Source organism: Corynebacterium sp. 2571A (assembly GCF_055700935.1).
The window spans coordinates 185,420-200,977 of the sequence record NZ_JASTTE010000001.1 but is presented as its reverse complement, the minus strand read 5'-3'; the positions used below and the strand labels follow the sequence as shown (position 1 = coordinate 200,977).

Below are 15,558 nucleotides of genomic sequence, written 5' to 3'. Positions count from 1 at the left end.
CAACACCGGCCGCGGCAAGAGCGCCGGCAACCGCTGCCTGCGCACCCCGAGCCGTTAAGTTATCTTGTTAGGCATGACGCAACCGACTCATAGGCCCCGCATGGTCGTGCCCGACATCGCCCGCGGGCTGGCCCTGCTGGGAATCTGCATCGCCAACATGTCCACCGCCTGGCTCGCCCACGGGACCGGGCCGGCGGGGATGTTCGGCGGCATCGACGGCGACAGCGCGGCCGACAAGGCCGCGGCTCTGTTTTCCGCGATGTTCGCCCACGACCGCGGGCTGCCGATGTTTTCCACCCTGCTGGGCTTCGGGGTAGGCCTTATCACCATGAGCCTGTGGCGCCGCAGCTTCCCGCTGCCGGTCGCCCGGGCCGTCATCGCCAAGCGCTACGGCTTCTTGGCCGTCTTCGGGCTGGCCCACGGCATCTTCCTGTTCAGCGGCGACATCATGATGTTCTACGGCCTGTGCGGCGTCCTCATCGCCTGCCTGCTGTCCCTGACAGACAAGGCCCTCCTGCGCATCGCTTACGGCCTGCTCGGCCTGGTCAGCGTCGCCGGGGTGGCAATCGCCGGCCTGGTGGCCTGGGCGCGCGACGAGGTAGCCGGCGCCGATCCCTTCAGCGCGGGGGTAACCGAGCCGGCCGAGACCTTCCTCGGCATGCTGGGCGGGAATTTCCTCGTGATGCTGGGCCAGCTGGCCACATCCCCGCTGTTTATGCTGATGTACCTGCCGGTGATGCTGGTCGGCTTCGTGTGGGCACGCCGGGGCATCCTCGCCGACGTCGACGCCCACCGCGGCACCCTGCTGGCCTGGACCGGCATCGCCGCGGCCGTCGTGCTGCTCATCGGCCTGCCCTGGGGGCTGTGCGCCATCGGAGTGCTGCCAGACAGCCTCGCCCCGGTCTTTTCGGCCCTCAATTTCACCGTCGGCATCCTCAGCGGCCCCGGCATCCTCGCCGCGGTGGCACTCGTGCTCAACCCGGTGCAAAAGGCCGTGGCCGCCGGCTCGGCGATGCCGTGGTGGCTGTGGCCGTTCAGCGCCTTGGGCAAGCGCTCGATGAGCGGCTACGTCATGCAGTCCGTCATCCTGCTGGCCCTGGTCTTCCCGTTTACCGCCGGGGTGGGCGCCGACTTTAGCGCCGCCCAGATGCTGGGCCTGGCCTTTGTCACCTGGGTCATCACCGTGGTGCTGGCCTGCGTATTGGAGGCGCTGGGCGCCCCCGGCCCGCTGGAATGGGCCCACCGCCGCCTGGCCTACGGGCCGACCCGCCGGGCCGAACTGCCGGCCAAGTACCGCACGCCGCCGGCGCCCGGCACATCTGCCGCGGCCAACGCTCCTACTTCGACCGGCGAGACCCCGCCTTCACCACGTTCTTAGTGCCCGGCGACGGCTTCTTAGCCGTCTTCTTACCGGCCTTTTTCGTCGACTTCTTGCTGGCCTTCTTGGTCGACTTCTTCGTCGACTTCTTGGTGGACTTTTTACTAGTCTTCCTGGTCGACTTCTTGCCCGCCTTCTTGCTGGACTTCTTACTCGCCTTGGCGCCGCCGTTGGCGGCCTCCTTGGCACGGCGCTCCGAGAGCAGCTCGTTGGCGCGCGCGTCGGTCATGGCCTCGGGCTTATCGCCCTTGCGCAGGGAGGCGTTGGTGGTCCCGTCGGTGACGTAGGGGCCGAAGCGGCCGTCCTTGACCGTCATCGGCTTGCCGGAGACGTCGTTGTCGCCCAGCTGCTTCAGCGGCGGCTGCGCGGCCTGGCGGCCCCGGCGCTTCGGCTCCGCGTAGATGCGGCGGGCCTCGTCCAGGGTGATGCTGAAGATCTGCTCCTCGTTGGCCAGCGACCGAGAGTCCGTGCCCTTCTTCAGGTACGGGCCGTAGCGGCCGTTCTGGGCCGTGATGACCTCCCCGTCGGACGGGTCCACGCCCACCTCGCGCGGCAGGGACAGCAGCTTGAGGGCCTCGTCCAGGGTGACCTCGGACGGCTCCATCGAGCTAAACAGCGAAGCCGTGCCCGGCTTCAGCTTCTCGTCGATGTACTGGGCGACCCGCTTTTCCTTCTGCTTGGCCGCGGTCTTGGTCTCCCAGTTCTTGGCGCGCTTGCCCTCGGCCGCACGCTGCGCGTCCTCCTCGGCGCGCTCCTTGGCGACGACCTCCTCGGCCTCCGCCTCCGCGGTGGCGCGCTCGTCGTCGCGGACCACCTCGGTCACGTACGGGCCGAAGCGACCCTCCTTCGCCACCACCGTGCGACCGTTGGCCGGGTTCTCACCCAGCTCGCGCCCGCCCTGCGGGGTGGCGAACAGCTTCTCGGCCAGCTGCTCGGTCAGCTCGTCCGGGGTGGTGGTCTCCGAAAGGTTGGCGCGCTGGTAGACCGGCTCCCCGGTCTCGGAATCACGGCCGATGACGCGCTCGATGTACGGGCCGTAGCGGCCCACCCGGACCACCACGTCCCGGCCCTCGGAGTCGGTGTACAGCTTCAGGGAGTTAACCTGGCGGGCATCGATCTGCTCCAGGTTGACGTCGATGAGCGACTTCAGGCCGCCGTGGCGCGCCACCGATGCCGCCTTCTGCTGGCCCACCTGCGCGTTGCCGAAGTAGAAGTCCTTCAGCCACTGGGTGCGGTCCTGGTTGCCGGCCGCGATGGCATCCAGCTCGTCCTCCATCGAGGAGGTGAAGTCGTAGTCCACCAGCTCGGTGAAGTTGTTCTCCAGCAGCCCAGTGACCGCAAACGCCACCCAGCTGGGCACCAGGGCGTTGCCGCGGGAGACCACGTAGCCGCGGTCCTGGATGGTCTTGATGATGGACGCGTACGTCGACGGGCGGCCGATGCCTAAGTCCTCCATCTTCTTGACCAGGCTGGCCTCGGTGTAGCGGGCCGGCGGGTTGGTCGAATGCCCCTCGGCCTTGAGCTCGGCGATGGTCAGGCCCTGGCCCTCGCGCAGCTGGGGCAGGCGCTTGCTGGCGTCGTCCTTGTCATTCTTGCCGTTCTTGCCGCTCTTGCCCGGGTTGCTCGGGTCCTCGTAGGCCTTCAGGAAGCCGGGGAAGGTGATGGTGCGGCCGGTGGCGGTGAAGTCCACCTCGTTGCCGGTGGCGGCCGTGCCGGCCACCGTGACCTTCATGGAGGTGCCCTTCGCGTCCTCCATCTGGCAGGCGACGGTGCGCTTCCAGATGAGGTCGTAGAGGCGGAACTCCTCCGCGTCCAGCTGGCCGGACAGCTGCCCCGGGGTGGCGAAGGACTCGCCGGCCGGGCGGATGGCCTCGTGGGCCTCCTGGGAGTTTTTGACCTTGCGGTCGTAAACGCGCGGGGAGCTGGCCACGTACTCCTGGCCGTAGATGCTGGTCGCGGCGTTGCGGGCCGCGTTCAGCCCCTGCTTGGACAGCGAGGTGGAGTCGGTACGCATATAGGTGATGTGACCGTTTTCGTAGAGGCGCTGCGCAATGCGCATGGTGCGCTCCGAGGTAAAGTGCAGGCGCCGGCCCGCCTCCTGCTGCAGGGTCGAGGTCATAAACGGCGGGTAGGGCTTGCGGGTATAGGGCTTGTGCTCCACGCTGACCACGCTCACCGACTGGCCGCTGAGCCCGTCGGCTAGGGCCTCGGCCTGCTCCTGGCCCAGCACCACGACGTCGTCGTTCTTGACGCGCCCGCGGTCGTCGAAGTCGCGGCCGACGGCCACGCGCTGGCCATCGACGGCCGCCAGGCGGGCGGAGAAGGTCCGCGGCTCCTCGGATCCGGTGTTGCCGGTGTCCAGGTCGGCGGCCAGGTCCCAGTAGTCGGCGGCGATGAACGCCATGCGCTCGCGCTCGCGCTCGACGATGACGCGGGTGGCCACCGACTGCACGCGGCCGGCCGACAGGCGCGGCATGACCTTCTTCCACAGCACCGGGGAGACCTCGTAGCCGTAGAGGCGGTCCAGGATGCGTCGGGTCTCCTGGGCGTCGATGAGGTTCTCGTCCAGCTCGCGGGTGTTTTCGGCCGCCTCCAGGATGGCGGACTTGGTGATCTCGTTGAAGACCATGCGGCGCACCGGCACCTTGGGCTTGAGCACCTCGAGCAGGTGCCAGGCGATGGCCTCGCCCTCGCGGTCGGGGTCTGTCGCGAGGAAGAGCTGATCGCACTGCTTCAGCTTGGCTTTGAGGTCCGCGACCTTTTTCTTCTTGTCAGCGCTGATCACGTACAGCGGCGTGAAGTCGTCCTCCGGGTTCACGCCCAAGCGCGCCCAGGACTCCTTCTTGTATTTCGCCGGTACGTCTGCCGCCCCGCGGGGAAGATCCCGGATGTGGCCTACCGAGGCTTCGACTATGTAGTCGTCACCCAAATACGGCTGGATCTTTTTCGCCTTGGTCGCCGACTCTACGATGACCAGGGTCTTGCCCGACGTGTCGGAAGCTTCTGCCACTTCGACTTCATCCCTTTCGAGGCTTTCTCACACGAGACTTACGCTGTCCGCCCCGCCCGGGGCGCCGCGCGCTTTAAGCTTCCGAGCTTTCGCGCGCCGCACCCAGGCAAGGCCAAGTGCCCCTAGCCTACACAGAGCCAAAACCGGCTACAGAGTAATACAGTATTTAATGGGGCCACTTCCGAACTGTTTATCACTTGTCCAGCCCCGAAACCAACATTTACCGCCCCAACGGGGGCATAACCCATGGGGTATAGCGTTGGCCGGTGGTGGGTGTATCCTGCACTATTGAACTTGTTAACCGCGGACCGTGCCGGGCGCTGACCCTTGTCGCGCCACTGCGCGCGGCCCGACAGCGAAACGGAGGTGGCCTGCCTCATGGTGGACTCAATCCTGCAGGTCATCGAGTCGATTATGACCACCGACTGGGTCTACCCGGTCATCGGCTGCCTCATCTTCCTCGACTGCTTCTTCCCCGTCCTGCCGTCCGAAATCCCCCTGAACCTGGTGGGGGCCTGGGCCGGCAGCCAAGGGGTCCCGTCCGTGACCGTGATGTTTTTCACGGCCCTGTTCGCCGCCATCCTGGGCGACAACCTGTGTTTCCTGCTGGGCACCCGCTTCATGCCCTACCTGCAGCGCCTGCGCCGCGGGTCCAAGGCCTACGAGGGCCTACTGTGGGTCAAGCGCCACATGCGGCGCAGCGGCGGGGCCGCCATCATCATCGCCCGCTTCATCCCCTCGGCGCGCCTGTTCATGACCATCCTGCTGGGATCGGTGCGCTACCCGTGGCCGCTGTTTTTCTTCTTCGACAGCATCGGCGTGGCCATCTGGGCCTTCCAGGCCCTAGCCATCGGCTACCTGGGCGGCATGGCCTTTTCGGATTCTCCCCTGGCGGCCATGCTGGTCAGCATCGTGGCCGCGGTGGTCATCGGCTTTGCCATCCAGTGGCTGCAAAACCGGATCCTGGACTGGAAGGACACCCGCAACGGCTACGCGGAGACCCCCTAGGAGACTCCACTGCAGCCCTCCCCTGCCGGCCGACCTGGCCCTGAAAAAGCTTTCGCCCCGCACCTTGATTACCAGGTGGCGGGGCGAAAGCGTGCGGCTAGTGCCTTAGGAGATGACGGTGACGCCCTGGGCCTGCGGGCCCTTGGCGCCTTCGCCGACCTCGAAGGAGACCTTCTGGTTCTCCTCCAGGGTGCGGAAGCCGCCGCCCTGGATCTCGGAGTAGTGCACGAAGACGTCTGCGGATCCATCATCCGGAGCGATGAAGCCGTAGCCCTTTTCAGCGTTAAACCACTTGACGGTTCCCTGTGCCATTATGTACCTCTTTCGGCGTGTGTAGGGATGTGTTGAACTTTTTCAAAAGTGGTCGAGGCGTCGAACCTCTCGGCTGGTTAAGCCAGAAAGTGCCCGCGTTTTCCAAAATCTTTCACGAGCACCTAAATCTAAACACTGCGCTAAGAAATCTTCGACCACTGGTAAGTGTGACACGTTTTGTCGCCGCGCGATAGTCTTGGGAGGCTTTATTGACTAAAATTCTTGGTATTTTTCCACCCGGAAAGGGGTATACGCGATGGTAGCTGAGTCCCCGAACCCGCTGGGCGCGGAGCTCGCGGACATCCTCACCCGCCGCTTCCCGGAGTCCGAGTGCACCCACCTGACCACGCTGCCGCCCCGCCCGGCCGAGTACGCGGACTGGCCCGGCTGGGTGGACCCGCAGCTGAAGGAAGTGCTTGTCGATGCCGGCATCGGCCAGCTCTACAGCCACCAGGCCGCCACGGCTCAGGCGGCGTGGGCGGGCCACGACGTGGTGGTGGCCACGGGCACCTCTTCCGGCAAGTCGCTGGGCTACCAGCTGCCCATCCTGACCCGGCTGGCGGCGAGCCCGACGGCCTGCGCGCTGTACCTGACCCCCACTAAGGCGCTGGGATCGGATCAGCTGCTGGCCGCCGCGCGCCTGGCCGGGTGGGCCAACCCCGCCCCTTACGACGGCGACACCCCGGCCGAGGCCCGCGCCGGCATCCGGGACAATTCCCGGTTCGTCTTCTCGACCCCGGACATGGTGCACGTCTCGCTTCTGGCCGCCCACCAGCGCTGGGCGCGGTTTCTGCGGCACCTGGAGTTCATTGTCATCGACGAGTGCCACTCCTACCGCGGGGTCTTCGGGGCCAATATCGCCCTGGTGCTGCGCCGCCTGCTGCGCCTGTGCCGCCACTACGGGGCCAGTCCCACCATCATCGCGGCCTCCGCCACCATGCGGGATCCAGCCCGCCACCTGGAGCGGCTTACCGGCCGGCCGGCGCGGGCCGTGACCGCCGACGGAGCGCCGACCGGGGCGCGGACCATCATGCTGTGGGAGCCCGGTTTCCTCGACGAGAACACGCGCCGCGCCGCCACCTCCGAGGCCGCCGACATCATGGCGGCCTTGGTGGCCGAGGGCGCGCGTACCCTGACCTTCGTGCGCTCCCGGCGCGCCGCGGAGCTGGTCTCCATGCTCTGCCAGGAGGAGCTGTCGGGCCGCCTGGGCCGGGCCGACTTCGCCCGGCGCATCGCCTCCTACCGGGCCGGCTACCTGGCCGAGGACCGCCGCGCCCTGGAAGCCGGCCTCGACGACGGGAGCCTGCTGGGGGTGGCCACGACCTCGGCACTGGAGCTGGGCATCGACGTCGGCACCCTGGACGCCGTGGTCACCGCCGGTTTTCCCGGCACCGTCGCCAGCTTCTGGCAGCAGGCCGGCCGGGCCGGGCGCCGCGGCCAGGGGTCCCTGGTGGTGCTTATCGCCCGCGACGAGCCGATGGACACCTACCTGGTCCACCACCCGGCCGCCCTGCTGGAGCGCGACGTCGAGGCCAGCGTGTTTAACCCGCGCAACCCCTACCTGCTCTACGGCCACCTCTACTGCGCGGCCGTGGAGCTACCGCTCAGCGATGCCGAGGCCGCCTTCGCCCCCGCCGTCGTCGAGGCGCTGGCCCGCGACGGGCTCATCAAGAAGCGGGCCCGCGGCTGGTTCCCCACCCCGCAGCTGGACGGCCAGTTGCGCCCCGAGACCGCCCACGGGCAGGTGTCCCTGCGCGGCGGGGCGGGCCAGGAGGTCATGATCGTCGACGCCTCGGACGGGCGCCTGCTGGGCACCGTCGATGCCGCCCGGGCCGCCGCCCAGGTCCACCCCGGCGCGGTCTACCTGCACCAGGGCGAGACCTTCGTCATCGAGGACCTCGACCTGGACGACTACGTGGCCCTGGCGCGCCCCGACGTGCCGGACTATTCCACGCAGGCCCACTCCACCACCGACATCCGGATCCTGTCCGCGGCCGGGGAGGACGAGCTCATCAACTACTCGCCCGGCCTGTGGGTGGCCAACGTGGAAGTCGAGGTCACCAACCAGGTCACCGGGTACGTGGTGCGCCTGCCGGACGGCACCGTGGGCGAGGAGGTGCCGCTGGAGATGCCGGAGCAGAGCCTGCGCACCCGCGCCGTGGCTTATACCATCGACCCGCTGGTGTTGGACAAGATCGGGGTCACGGCGGCCGATACCCCGGGCACCCTGCACGCCGCCGAGCATGCCGCCATCGGGCTGTTGCCGCTGCTGGCCACCTGCGATCGCTGGGATATCGGCGGGGTCTCGACGGCGCGCCACCTGGATACCCAGCTGCCCACCGTCTTCGTCTACGACGGCCACCCCGGCGGGGCCGGCTTCGCCGACGAGGGCTTTCGCCGCTTCCCGGAGTGGATTGAGGCCACCTTCGCCGCCGTGCGCTCCTGCGGCTGCGAGTCGGGCTGCCCGTCGTGCGTGCAGTCGCCCAAGTGCGGCAACGGCAACAACCCCCTGGACAAGGCCGGGGCCCTGAAACTGCTGGGAGCCCTGGTCACGATGACGCAGGGCTCCACGGCTGGGTCGGAGTGATACTTGTTCGGAGTGTTACTGGATTAATCTGCGCGGGCTAGGCGGGCCCGGCCTTGGCTTGGGCGCCGCGCCAGCGCACCGACGCGCCGACCACGACGTCGCGGCCGGAAACGGTGCACGTGTCCAGGCGGGCGGCGTTGTCTTCGGCCGTGCGCCGGGCCGCCGGGCAGGCGTCCTGGCCGGTGGCCAGGGCGTAGGCCCCGGCCACCGCGGCGAGATCCGCGGCCACCTGGGCCTCGTGGCGGGCGATGACGTGCGCGGCAACCCCCGCCACGACCAGCAGGACGCTGGCCAAGGCCACGATGATTCCGGCCGCGGTCACGGTGGCGTAGCCGTCCTCCTGCCGGGCGAGCGCGCCTGCCCGCCGGCGGGCTGGGGCCGGGCTATTCACCGGAGACCTCCGCCGGGAAGACCGCGGTGTGGCTCATCGTGCCCAGGACCGCCGGCACTCGGGCCTCGGCCGTGACCAGCCCGCCCGACTCGTTGACCGCGACCTCGATATCGCCCCGGGGCGGGACGTAGTCCACCCCGATGGCGTGGGCGCGGGCGGCCGCCCCGGCGGTATCGACGGCAGCAAGGTGCGCGGCCAGCGTCGCGATGCCACCCAGGATGGCAGCGGCCACGATGACCAGGCTGGACAAGGCCAGCGCGGCCTCGATGCTGACGGAACCGGAATCATCGCGCATGGTCTAGCCCGGGGTGTTCGAGAGGGCGTCGGTGATGATGCCCTCGATGGCGTCGGAGACCCCGCCGCTGTTGATGACCATGTAGAGCACCGCCGCCAGGGCCGCGGCCCCCAAGCTCCCCATGGCGTATTCGATGGTTGACATCCCGTCCTCGTTGCCTAGGGCCGAGGCCTTCTTGCGCAGGTAGGTGGTAATTTTCATGGAATTTCCCTTTCGTGTTCTTGCTGTCGTGTTCTGGTCTGAATCGATGGGTACGGATGGATATGGATGGATAGTCGTGCGAACAGGAACAGGTCGAAGCCGCCCGGTTAGAGCAGCTGCGCGCCGAGGCTTATCACCACCGGCACCAAGCCCAGCACCACGAAGGCGGGCAGGAAGCACACGGCCAGCGGCAGGGCGACGAAGACGCCGGCCCGCTCCGCCGCCGCGGTCGCCTGGGACTGCGCATCAACCCGCAGCGTGTGGCTGATACGCTCACAGCCCTGCGCGATCGCCGCGCCGGACTGCCCCGACATGACCACGAGGTGGGCGAGCTCATCGATGCCCAGCCGCCCCCAGGCCCGCTGCCCCCGGGCCCCCACCGCGAGCAGCGCGGCCACCTCGCCCCAGCGCGCGGATAGTTGGCCTACCCGGGCCAGGGCGCTGGCCGCCTGCTGGGTGGACAGCCCGGCCCGCAGGCAAGCGGCAAAGAGCTCGACATCGCTGGCAACATCCAGCGGGTCGGGCCCCTGTCGCGTGGTGAGGCGCTCCGAAATCCCCCGCAGGAGCGCCGATGGGCCATCGCGCGGGGTCTTCGGCAGCACCCGGGCGCCAGCCGCCGTGGGCAGGCACGCCACCGCTCCGGCCAACAGCAGCAAGGACAGCCCCACGGAAAACGCGAGTGCATTCATCAGCCGGCCGCCTTCCCGATGAGGTAGCGCGACCACGCGAACCCGGCGCAGGCCAGCAACACCCCGAGGACCAAGAGGACGCCGCCCAGCCCGCCGCCGAGGAGGAAGCCGACCGGGTCGGCGCCCATCACCACGCCCATGGCAATTCCCGCCAGTGGCAGGCAGGTCAGGACGTAGGCGGTGGCCTGCGGGCCCTGGAGGCTCGCCTGGGTGGCCTGGGCGTGCCGGCGGGCGGCGTCGACGCGCGCCTGCGCGCTTTCCATCAGGCGGGCCAGGGGGATGCCGTAGTCGTCGCTGAGCGCGCACAGCTGGGCTAGGCCGCGCAGCTGCGGGCTGGCCTGCAGCACCTGCGGGAGGCTGCCGCCGCGGGCGGCGACCACCCCGGCGCTGACCAACACGTCGCGCAGCCCCGGCGGGCCGCCCGCCGGCAGGGCCTCCGCCCCGCGCGCCCACGCCGTCGGCAGGGTGGCCCCGGCCCGCAGGTCACCGGTCACGGTGCCCAGGAAGGCGGCCAGCACCTCCCGCTCGGCGCGTCGGGTCCGGTTTCGCCGCACGTCGCGGATCACCCACCACGCCGTCGCGGCCACCAGGACCCCGGCGACCACCACGGTGGCCCGGCCCACCCACAGGCTGGCCAGCGTCACCGCGAAGACCCCGGCCAGCAGGGCCGGCGGGGCGCGCAGCGGGCCCCGCCCGCCCGACGCCTTCCCCCGGGCTCCTCCCAGGCGGGCCGCCCCAGAGGGCAGCGTGGCCCACACGCCGGCGGCCGCGGCCAAGCACCACAGCGCGGTCGTCATGACAGCCTCCCGGAAAGCTCGGCGGCGAATTCGGCGAAGCCTTCGCGCGGGCCGGCCTCCGCGCTCCACACCACCCGCGCCCGCACCGGGTTGGACTCCAGGAGCCCGATCTGGGCCAGCCGGCGGCGCCCGTCCCGGCCGCGCTCGGTGGTGAGAACCACGTGCACCGCCGCCGCCAGCTGAGAATGCAGCGCCGCCCGGTCCAGCCCGCCCAGCGCGGCGAGGGCCTCCATGCGGGCGGGCACCTCGGCCAGCGAGTTGGCGTGCAGGGTCCCCGCCCCGCCGTCGTGCCCGGTGTTCAGCGCCGCCAGCAGATCCACGACCTCCGCGCCGCGGATCTCGCCGACGATGATCCGGTCCGGGCGCATCCGCAGCGCCTGCCGCAGCAGGGCGTCCATGGTGATTTCGCCTCGCCCCTCCGCGTTGGAACGGCGCGCGACCAGACCAACCACGTGCGGGTGGTTGGGCTTGAGCTCGGCCGTGTCCTCGATGACCAGGAGGCGCTGGGCGGCATCGGCCTCGCCCAGCAGGGCCGAGAGCAGCGTCGTCTTGCCGGAGCCGGTGCCCCCGACCACCAGGAAGGAGACCTGGGCGGCGACCATGTCCCGGAGCACCGGGGCGACCGCCGGGTCGATGGTGCCGTTGTCGACGAGCTCCGCGAAGCTGGTCTGCGCCTGCCGCAGCACGCGCAGACTCAGGCAGGTCCCGCCCTCGGCCGGCGGGGACAGGACCGCGTGCAGGCGCAGGATGGTGCCGTCGCTGCGCTCCAGCCGCCCGTCGGCGAAGGGCTGGGAATCGTCCAGGCGTGCCCCGCAACCCACGGCCAGGCGGGTGGCCAGGCGGCGGACCTCGGCATCGTCAGCAAAACGGACCGGGACCTCCTCGAGCCCGGCCCCGGTGTCCGCGAAAATTGACTGCGGACCGTTGACCACCACGTCCGTGATGCCGGGGTAGTTCATCACCCGCTCCAGCGGGCCGAGTCCGGTGGTGTCGTCGCGCAGCTGGCGCAGCACGCGCAGGACCTCCACGTCGGTGATAACGCCGGCCTCCTGGCGGACCCGGCGCGCCAGCTCGGCGGGCCGGTTAAGCAGCTCCGGCTCGGCCGCCACGCACTGCTGGAGGCTGTCGATGAGCTGCTCCGGCGACGGCGTGGGCGTGGGCCGGGAAACCTTAGACATCGTGGCCCACCGCCTGCAGGATCTGGCGGCAGGTGGCGTCGATGGCGCGGGGCAGGCGCTGCGGCAGCCCACCCATCTCCACGGCCGCCGCTAGCTTCTTGCTAGTCGGCACCTGCGCGACCGCGTCGGCGTGGCAGATCTTTTCGACCTCCCCCAGCCCGAGCCCCGACCATCCGCGGTCCCGGACCACCAGGTGGCAGCGGCGATTATCCGCGGCCAGCCTGGCCACCAGCTGGGCGGCCACCGCGGTCGAGCGCACCTCCGCGGCCGCAAGCACCACCACGTGCTGGGCCTGCCGCGGCAGCAGGTGCCAGTCGCAGTCGAAGACGCTCAACCCCGCCTGCCCGCGCACGCTTTCGGCGGCGGCGTCGACGGCGGCCAGCTCGAGGCGGAACGGATCGGCCACCGCGCTGCGCGCCGCGGACAGCACCGCCACCCCGTCCGCAGTGGTCGGCAGTGCCGCCCGCAGCTCGTGCCCGGCGATGGCGCCTTGCCCCAGGCGCAGCTCCGGCCACCGCGCCCCGGGCTGCTGCTCGAGCCCCAGGAGAAGATCCAGCCCGCCGGAAAACTCGCCGGCATCCACCAGCGTGACCGCCCCGCGCCCCGGGACTGGGTGCTGGCCGGCCGTGCGGGCCAGCGCGGCCGCCAACAGCGATGCCCCGGCCCCGCCGCCGGCTCCCACCACGGCCACCAGGCAATGCTCGGCGCTGGCCTCCGCGGGCCCGCGCATGACCTCGCCCAGGGTCTCCAGCAGCTGACGCGACTCCGCCGGCAGGATAAATGCCGCCTCCGCGTGGCAGCTAAGGGCCGCCTCGTAGTTGAGCGGGCCCGGCTCGTTGCCCACGAAATAGACCGGGGCCCGGCCGCGCAGGCTGGCTACGTGGGCGGCGGTGGTCTCGTCGACCACCACGGCCCTAGCCTGGGCCGCCAGCCGGGAAATCTCGCGCGGGTCGACGGCGTGCCGGACCTCCGCGCTGGCGGCCGCCGCGGCGTGCTGGGCCTCGGGGACAAGCAGCGGGTCCGTGACCGCGATGAGGATGAAGTCGGTAATCGGTGCGTTCATGCCCCTCACTCTGGCCGGGACCTCCCGCCCAATCCAGGGCAGCCGCATTCGCCTGTGGACAACCCCGCCGAAAACGGCCGCGAATGAGTGGCCCGCGACACATGTCACCATCCTGGTGTGGAAAACCCGGTGTTCGCCCTTGCGGGGCAGCCGGCGGAGTGTAACCATCGAGGCCAAACCTACGATGGAGTAGGTAGTTTTCCCGCTCCCCTAGGAAAGCGCCGGAAACTGCGGTAGATTAAACACAAACGTAACAATTGCAACACAGGAAACGACAGACACTTCAGTAACAGGATTTAGCGCCAGGATTTCAGCCATATGACTCGTCAGCCCGAACACCTCCCCGCCGATACCGCCCGCGTGGCGGCCTTCTTCGATCTCGATAAGACGATCATCGCGACCTCCTCGGCGTTCGCCTTCGGCAAGGAGTTCATGCACAACGGGCTGATTACCCCCACCGAGGCCCTGCAGCTGTCCCTGGCCAAGACCAGCTTCATGATGGCCGGGCAGTCCAGCCAGCAGATGGACGCCACCCGCGACCAGCTCGCCAAGATGGTCACCGGCTGGTCCGTGGACGAGGTCGAGGCCATCGCCCAGCAGACCATGCACACCGTACTCACCCCGGCCATCTACTCGGAGGCCCGCGAACTGATTACCTACCACCAGGCCGCCGGCCACGAGGTCATCATCATCTCCGCCTCCGCGCGCCCGCTGGTCCAGCTCATCGCGGACGAGCTCGGCGTGGACCAGGTCGTGGCCACCGAGCTCGCCGCCGAGGACGGCAAGTTCACCGGCGAGGTCCTCTACTACTGCAAGGGCCCGGCCAAGGCGGAATCCCTCGACCGCCTCGCCGAGTCCGGCCGCTACGACCTGCCCCGCAGCTTCGCCTACTCCGACTCCGCCACCGACATCCCCATGCTGGAAAAGGTGGGCAACCCCGTGGCCGTCAACCCCGACCGCGCCATGAAGAAGCACGCCCTGGAACACGGCTGGGACATCCGCACCTTCAAAGACCCCGAGCCCCTGTTCACCCTGCCCGGGGCCAAGGAGGTCGGCATCGGCGCCGGCGTGGTCGCCGGCATCGCCGCCCTCATCGCCGGCGGCATCTGGCTGGCCGGCCGCCCCGGCCCCGCCAAGTGGCCGGCTTAGCACCGGATTGCGCTTGAGCACGGGCCTAAATCCTGTGCTTAAGCCGCGCGGGCGATGCCCTCTGCCTCCTTGCCGCCGGCCTCCCAGGCAGCCAAGTGGAAGCGCAGCAGCGGGAAGGGATCCCCGGCGCGGTAGGCCCGCAGCGTTTCCACGTACTGTCGCCGGTGCCGCGAGAAATACGTCTCCGGCACCGCGAAACCGCGCGGATCCAGGCCCGTGGCGATGGCGGCGGCCCGCCCGGCCATCCGCCCCACCAGCCCGCTGCGCTCACCGAAGCAGCCGTGGGCGGCGACCTCGGCGTGCAGCACCGCCGGCAGCAGCAAGCGCAGGCCCGGCCCCGGCGCGCTACCTGCACCGGCCACGACCCAGCCGGCCAGCGCCGTCAGGCGCTCCGCCGCGGCCTGGGGCTTACCCGTCCCGCCGCCGGCCACGTCCCAGCGGGCCAGAACCTGTAGCGGGGCGCGGGTGAAGGTGCGCAGGGTGGCGGAAAATTGCTCGGGCGCCAGCGTGGAATAGGCGCTGATGTGGCGGGCCAGCAGGCTGCCGTCGGCATTAAATTCTTCCTCCACGTCGCGGGCGACGCGCCCGCTGACCAGCCCCGCACTCGCCCGCGCGCCCCGCAGCAGGGACTCGGAGGAAACGACCTCGGGTTTGCGTAAAGCCGCAGGTCGCCGGTGTGCCGCCGCGATGGCGCTCTCGGCCCGCCCGGACAGGCGGGAGACTTCTTCGTCCCTTAACAGCGGGGATAGCGGGTCATTTTCGGCCATATGAACTAGGATAGGCGTTAGCAAACGTGGCGACGGGCTGCGGCCGGTCGTTTTTTAGACTGTGACCCGCGTGGCGGGAAGCTGTGCGCTCGGACGACGTTTCCACGTAGTATTTAAGTTACGAAATATTTTCCACCCAAGGAAGGTTTAACCTGTGAGCAACGACGGACTTTTCACCGACGGCAGTAATCAGTTTGCCCCGAAGGTCAACGCGATCCCCCTCAGCGACGCTGACACCTCCCGCTCCGGTGAGGCTTCCATCGGCACCTTGGTCTCCAACGCCACTGAGCAGGTCTCCAGCTTGGTCCGCTCGGAGGTCGAGCTGGCCAAGACCGAGCTGGCCGCGTCCGCCAAGAAGGGCGGCATCGGCGCCGGCTTCTTCGGCGTCGCCGGCACCGTCGCTTTGTATAGCTCCTTCTTCTTTTTCTTCTTCCTCGCGGAGCTGCTGGCCAAGTGGCTGGACCGCTGGGCCGCCTTCCTTATCGTCTTCCTCATCATGCTGGTCATCGCCGGCGTCTGCGCCCTGGTGGGTATCCAGAACGTGAAGAAGGTCAAGAAGCCGGAAAAGACCATCAACTCCTTTAGCGACATGAAGGACCTGGTCCCGGGCAAGGCCCAGAAGAAGGTCGAGGGCAACAAGGGCCTGTTCACCAACTCCTAGGCCAGCCCTTAAAGCCCCCTCCCTGTCCCTAACTCCGCCCCACGCACCGCGTTCGGCGGAGTTTTGTCAGTT

Annotated in this window: 15 protein-coding genes; 5 read left to right on the top strand and 10 right to left on the bottom strand. The window is 69.3% G+C overall.

Annotation, left to right across the window (positions count from 1 at the left end; genetic code table 11):
- The first annotated feature begins 73 nt into the window (after positions 1-73).
- The gene (locus tag QQS53_RS01085) at positions 74-1,378 is read left to right on the top strand and encodes a DUF418 domain-containing protein (protein WP_472774142.1); all 1,305 of its coding nucleotides are present in this window, start codon (positions 74-76) and stop codon (positions 1,376-1,378) included.
- On the opposite strand, the gene topA is transcribed toward QQS53_RS01085, so the two are convergent.
- The gene (topA, locus tag QQS53_RS01080) at positions 1,338-4,388 is read right to left on the bottom strand and encodes a type I DNA topoisomerase (protein ID WP_472774141.1); all 3,051 of its coding nucleotides are present in this window, start codon (positions 4,386-4,388) and stop codon (positions 1,338-1,340) included. The two genes, QQS53_RS01085 and topA, sit on opposite strands and share 41 nt — an antisense overlap.
- A 378-nt stretch (positions 4,389-4,766) precedes the next feature.
- Here topA and QQS53_RS01075 point away from each other — a divergent pair, with 378 nt between their 5' ends.
- A complete protein-coding gene (locus QQS53_RS01075) occupies positions 4,767-5,396 on the top strand; it encodes a DedA family protein (RefSeq protein ID WP_070767985.1) in 630 nt (209 codons plus the stop codon).
- A 105-nt stretch (positions 5,397-5,501) separates the two neighbouring features.
- On the opposite strand, the gene QQS53_RS01070 is transcribed toward QQS53_RS01075, so the two are convergent.
- Positions 5,502-5,708 carry a cold-shock protein gene (locus QQS53_RS01070; protein WP_472774140.1) on the bottom strand — a complete coding sequence of 69 codons (207 nt, stop codon included), beginning with the start codon at positions 5,706-5,708 and terminating at the stop codon, positions 5,502-5,504.
- Positions 5,709-5,964: 256 nt separating this feature from the next.
- Here QQS53_RS01070 and QQS53_RS01065 point away from each other — a divergent pair, with 256 nt between their 5' ends.
- A complete protein-coding gene (locus QQS53_RS01065) occupies positions 5,965-8,295 on the top strand; it encodes a DEAD/DEAH box helicase (RefSeq protein ID WP_472774139.1) in 2,331 nt (776 codons plus the stop codon).
- Between the two features lie 37 nt (positions 8,296-8,332).
- Here QQS53_RS01065 and QQS53_RS01060 read toward each other — a convergent pair whose 3' ends face one another.
- From QQS53_RS01060 to ssd, 7 genes are all read right to left on the bottom strand, one after another.
- Entirely contained in the window at positions 8,333-8,686 is a 354-nt protein-coding gene (locus tag QQS53_RS01060) for an Rv3654c family TadE-like protein (RefSeq protein ID WP_472774138.1), read from the bottom strand.
- On the bottom strand, positions 8,679-8,981 hold the full coding sequence (locus tag QQS53_RS01055; protein ID WP_472774137.1) for a hypothetical protein: 303 nt from the start codon (positions 8,979-8,981) through the stop codon (positions 8,679-8,681). Before QQS53_RS01055 ends, QQS53_RS01060 begins: the two co-directional genes overlap by 8 nt.
- Positions 8,982-8,984: 3 nt before the next feature.
- Positions 8,985-9,182: a DUF4244 domain-containing protein gene (locus tag QQS53_RS01050; protein ID WP_472774136.1), complete on the bottom strand. Its 198-nt coding sequence runs from the start codon at positions 9,180-9,182 to the stop codon at positions 8,985-8,987.
- A gap of 107 nt (positions 9,183-9,289) precedes the next feature.
- On the bottom strand, positions 9,290-9,871 hold the full coding sequence (locus tag QQS53_RS01045; RefSeq protein ID WP_472774135.1) for a type II secretion system F family protein: 582 nt from the start codon (positions 9,869-9,871) through the stop codon (positions 9,290-9,292).
- A complete protein-coding gene (locus QQS53_RS01040; RefSeq protein ID WP_472774134.1) occupies positions 9,871-10,668 on the bottom strand; it encodes a type II secretion system F family protein in 798 nt (265 codons plus the stop codon). The genes QQS53_RS01045 and QQS53_RS01040 overlap by 1 nt, the downstream gene beginning before the upstream one ends.
- The gene (locus QQS53_RS01035) at positions 10,665-11,846 is read right to left on the bottom strand and encodes a TadA family conjugal transfer-associated ATPase (protein ID WP_472774133.1); all 1,182 of its coding nucleotides are present in this window, start codon (positions 11,844-11,846) and stop codon (positions 10,665-10,667) included. The genes QQS53_RS01040 and QQS53_RS01035 overlap by 4 nt, the downstream gene beginning before the upstream one ends.
- Positions 11,839-12,909, bottom strand: coding sequence for a septum site-determining protein Ssd (gene ssd / locus QQS53_RS01030; RefSeq protein WP_472774132.1), 1,071 nt, complete (start codon positions 12,907-12,909; stop codon positions 11,839-11,841). Before ssd ends, QQS53_RS01035 begins: the two co-directional genes overlap by 8 nt.
- A 318-nt stretch (positions 12,910-13,227) precedes the next feature.
- On the opposite strand from ssd, the gene QQS53_RS01025 reads away from it, so the two are divergent.
- On the top strand, positions 13,228-14,058 hold the full coding sequence (locus tag QQS53_RS01025) for an HAD family hydrolase (protein ID WP_472774131.1): 831 nt from the start codon (positions 13,228-13,230) through the stop codon (positions 14,056-14,058).
- A 38-nt stretch (positions 14,059-14,096) separates the two neighbouring features.
- On the opposite strand, the gene QQS53_RS01020 is transcribed toward QQS53_RS01025, so the two are convergent.
- Entirely contained in the window at positions 14,097-14,825 is a 729-nt protein-coding gene (locus QQS53_RS01020; protein WP_472774130.1) for an oxidoreductase, read from the bottom strand.
- A 154-nt stretch (positions 14,826-14,979) separates the two neighbouring features.
- Between QQS53_RS01020 and QQS53_RS01015 the strand changes: the two genes are divergently transcribed.
- Positions 14,980-15,486: a phage holin family protein gene (locus QQS53_RS01015; RefSeq protein WP_070768264.1), complete on the top strand. Its 507-nt coding sequence runs from the start codon at positions 14,980-14,982 to the stop codon at positions 15,484-15,486.
- Positions 15,487-15,558: the final 72 nt, after the last annotated feature.

Excerpts from the sequence above, each read along its gene's own strand:
- QQS53_RS01085 (WP_472774142.1), top strand. The coding sequence starts at position 74 with ATGACGCAACCGACTCATAGGCCCCGCATGGTCGTGCCCGACATCGCC.
- QQS53_RS01075 (WP_070767985.1), top strand. The coding sequence starts at position 4,767 with ATGGTGGACTCAATCCTGCAGGTCATCGAGTCGATTATGACCACCGAC.
- QQS53_RS01070 (WP_472774140.1), bottom strand. The coding sequence starts at position 5,708 with ATGGCACAGGGAACCGTCAAGTGGTTTAACGCTGAAAAGGGCTACGGC.
- QQS53_RS01065 (WP_472774139.1), top strand. The coding sequence starts at position 5,965 with ATGGTAGCTGAGTCCCCGAACCCGCTGGGCGCGGAGCTCGCGGACATC.
- QQS53_RS01055 (WP_472774137.1), bottom strand. The coding sequence starts at position 8,981 with ATGCGCGATGATTCCGGTTCCGTCAGCATCGAGGCCGCGCTGGCCTTG.
- QQS53_RS01050 (WP_472774136.1), bottom strand. The coding sequence starts at position 9,182 with ATGAAAATTACCACCTACCTGCGCAAGAAGGCCTCGGCCCTAGGCAAC.
- QQS53_RS01045 (WP_472774135.1), bottom strand. The coding sequence starts at position 9,871 with ATGAATGCACTCGCGTTTTCCGTGGGGCTGTCCTTGCTGCTGTTGGCC.
- QQS53_RS01040 (WP_472774134.1), bottom strand. The coding sequence starts at position 10,668 with ATGACGACCGCGCTGTGGTGCTTGGCCGCGGCCGCCGGCGTGTGGGCC.
- QQS53_RS01035 (WP_472774133.1), bottom strand. The coding sequence starts at position 11,846 with ATGTCTAAGGTTTCCCGGCCCACGCCCACGCCGTCGCCGGAGCAGCTC.
- ssd (WP_472774132.1), bottom strand. The coding sequence starts at position 12,909 with ATGAACGCACCGATTACCGACTTCATCCTCATCGCGGTCACGGACCCG.
- QQS53_RS01025 (WP_472774131.1), top strand. The coding sequence starts at position 13,228 with ATGACTCGTCAGCCCGAACACCTCCCCGCCGATACCGCCCGCGTGGCG.
- QQS53_RS01020 (WP_472774130.1), bottom strand. The coding sequence starts at position 14,825 with ATGGCCGAAAATGACCCGCTATCCCCGCTGTTAAGGGACGAAGAAGTC.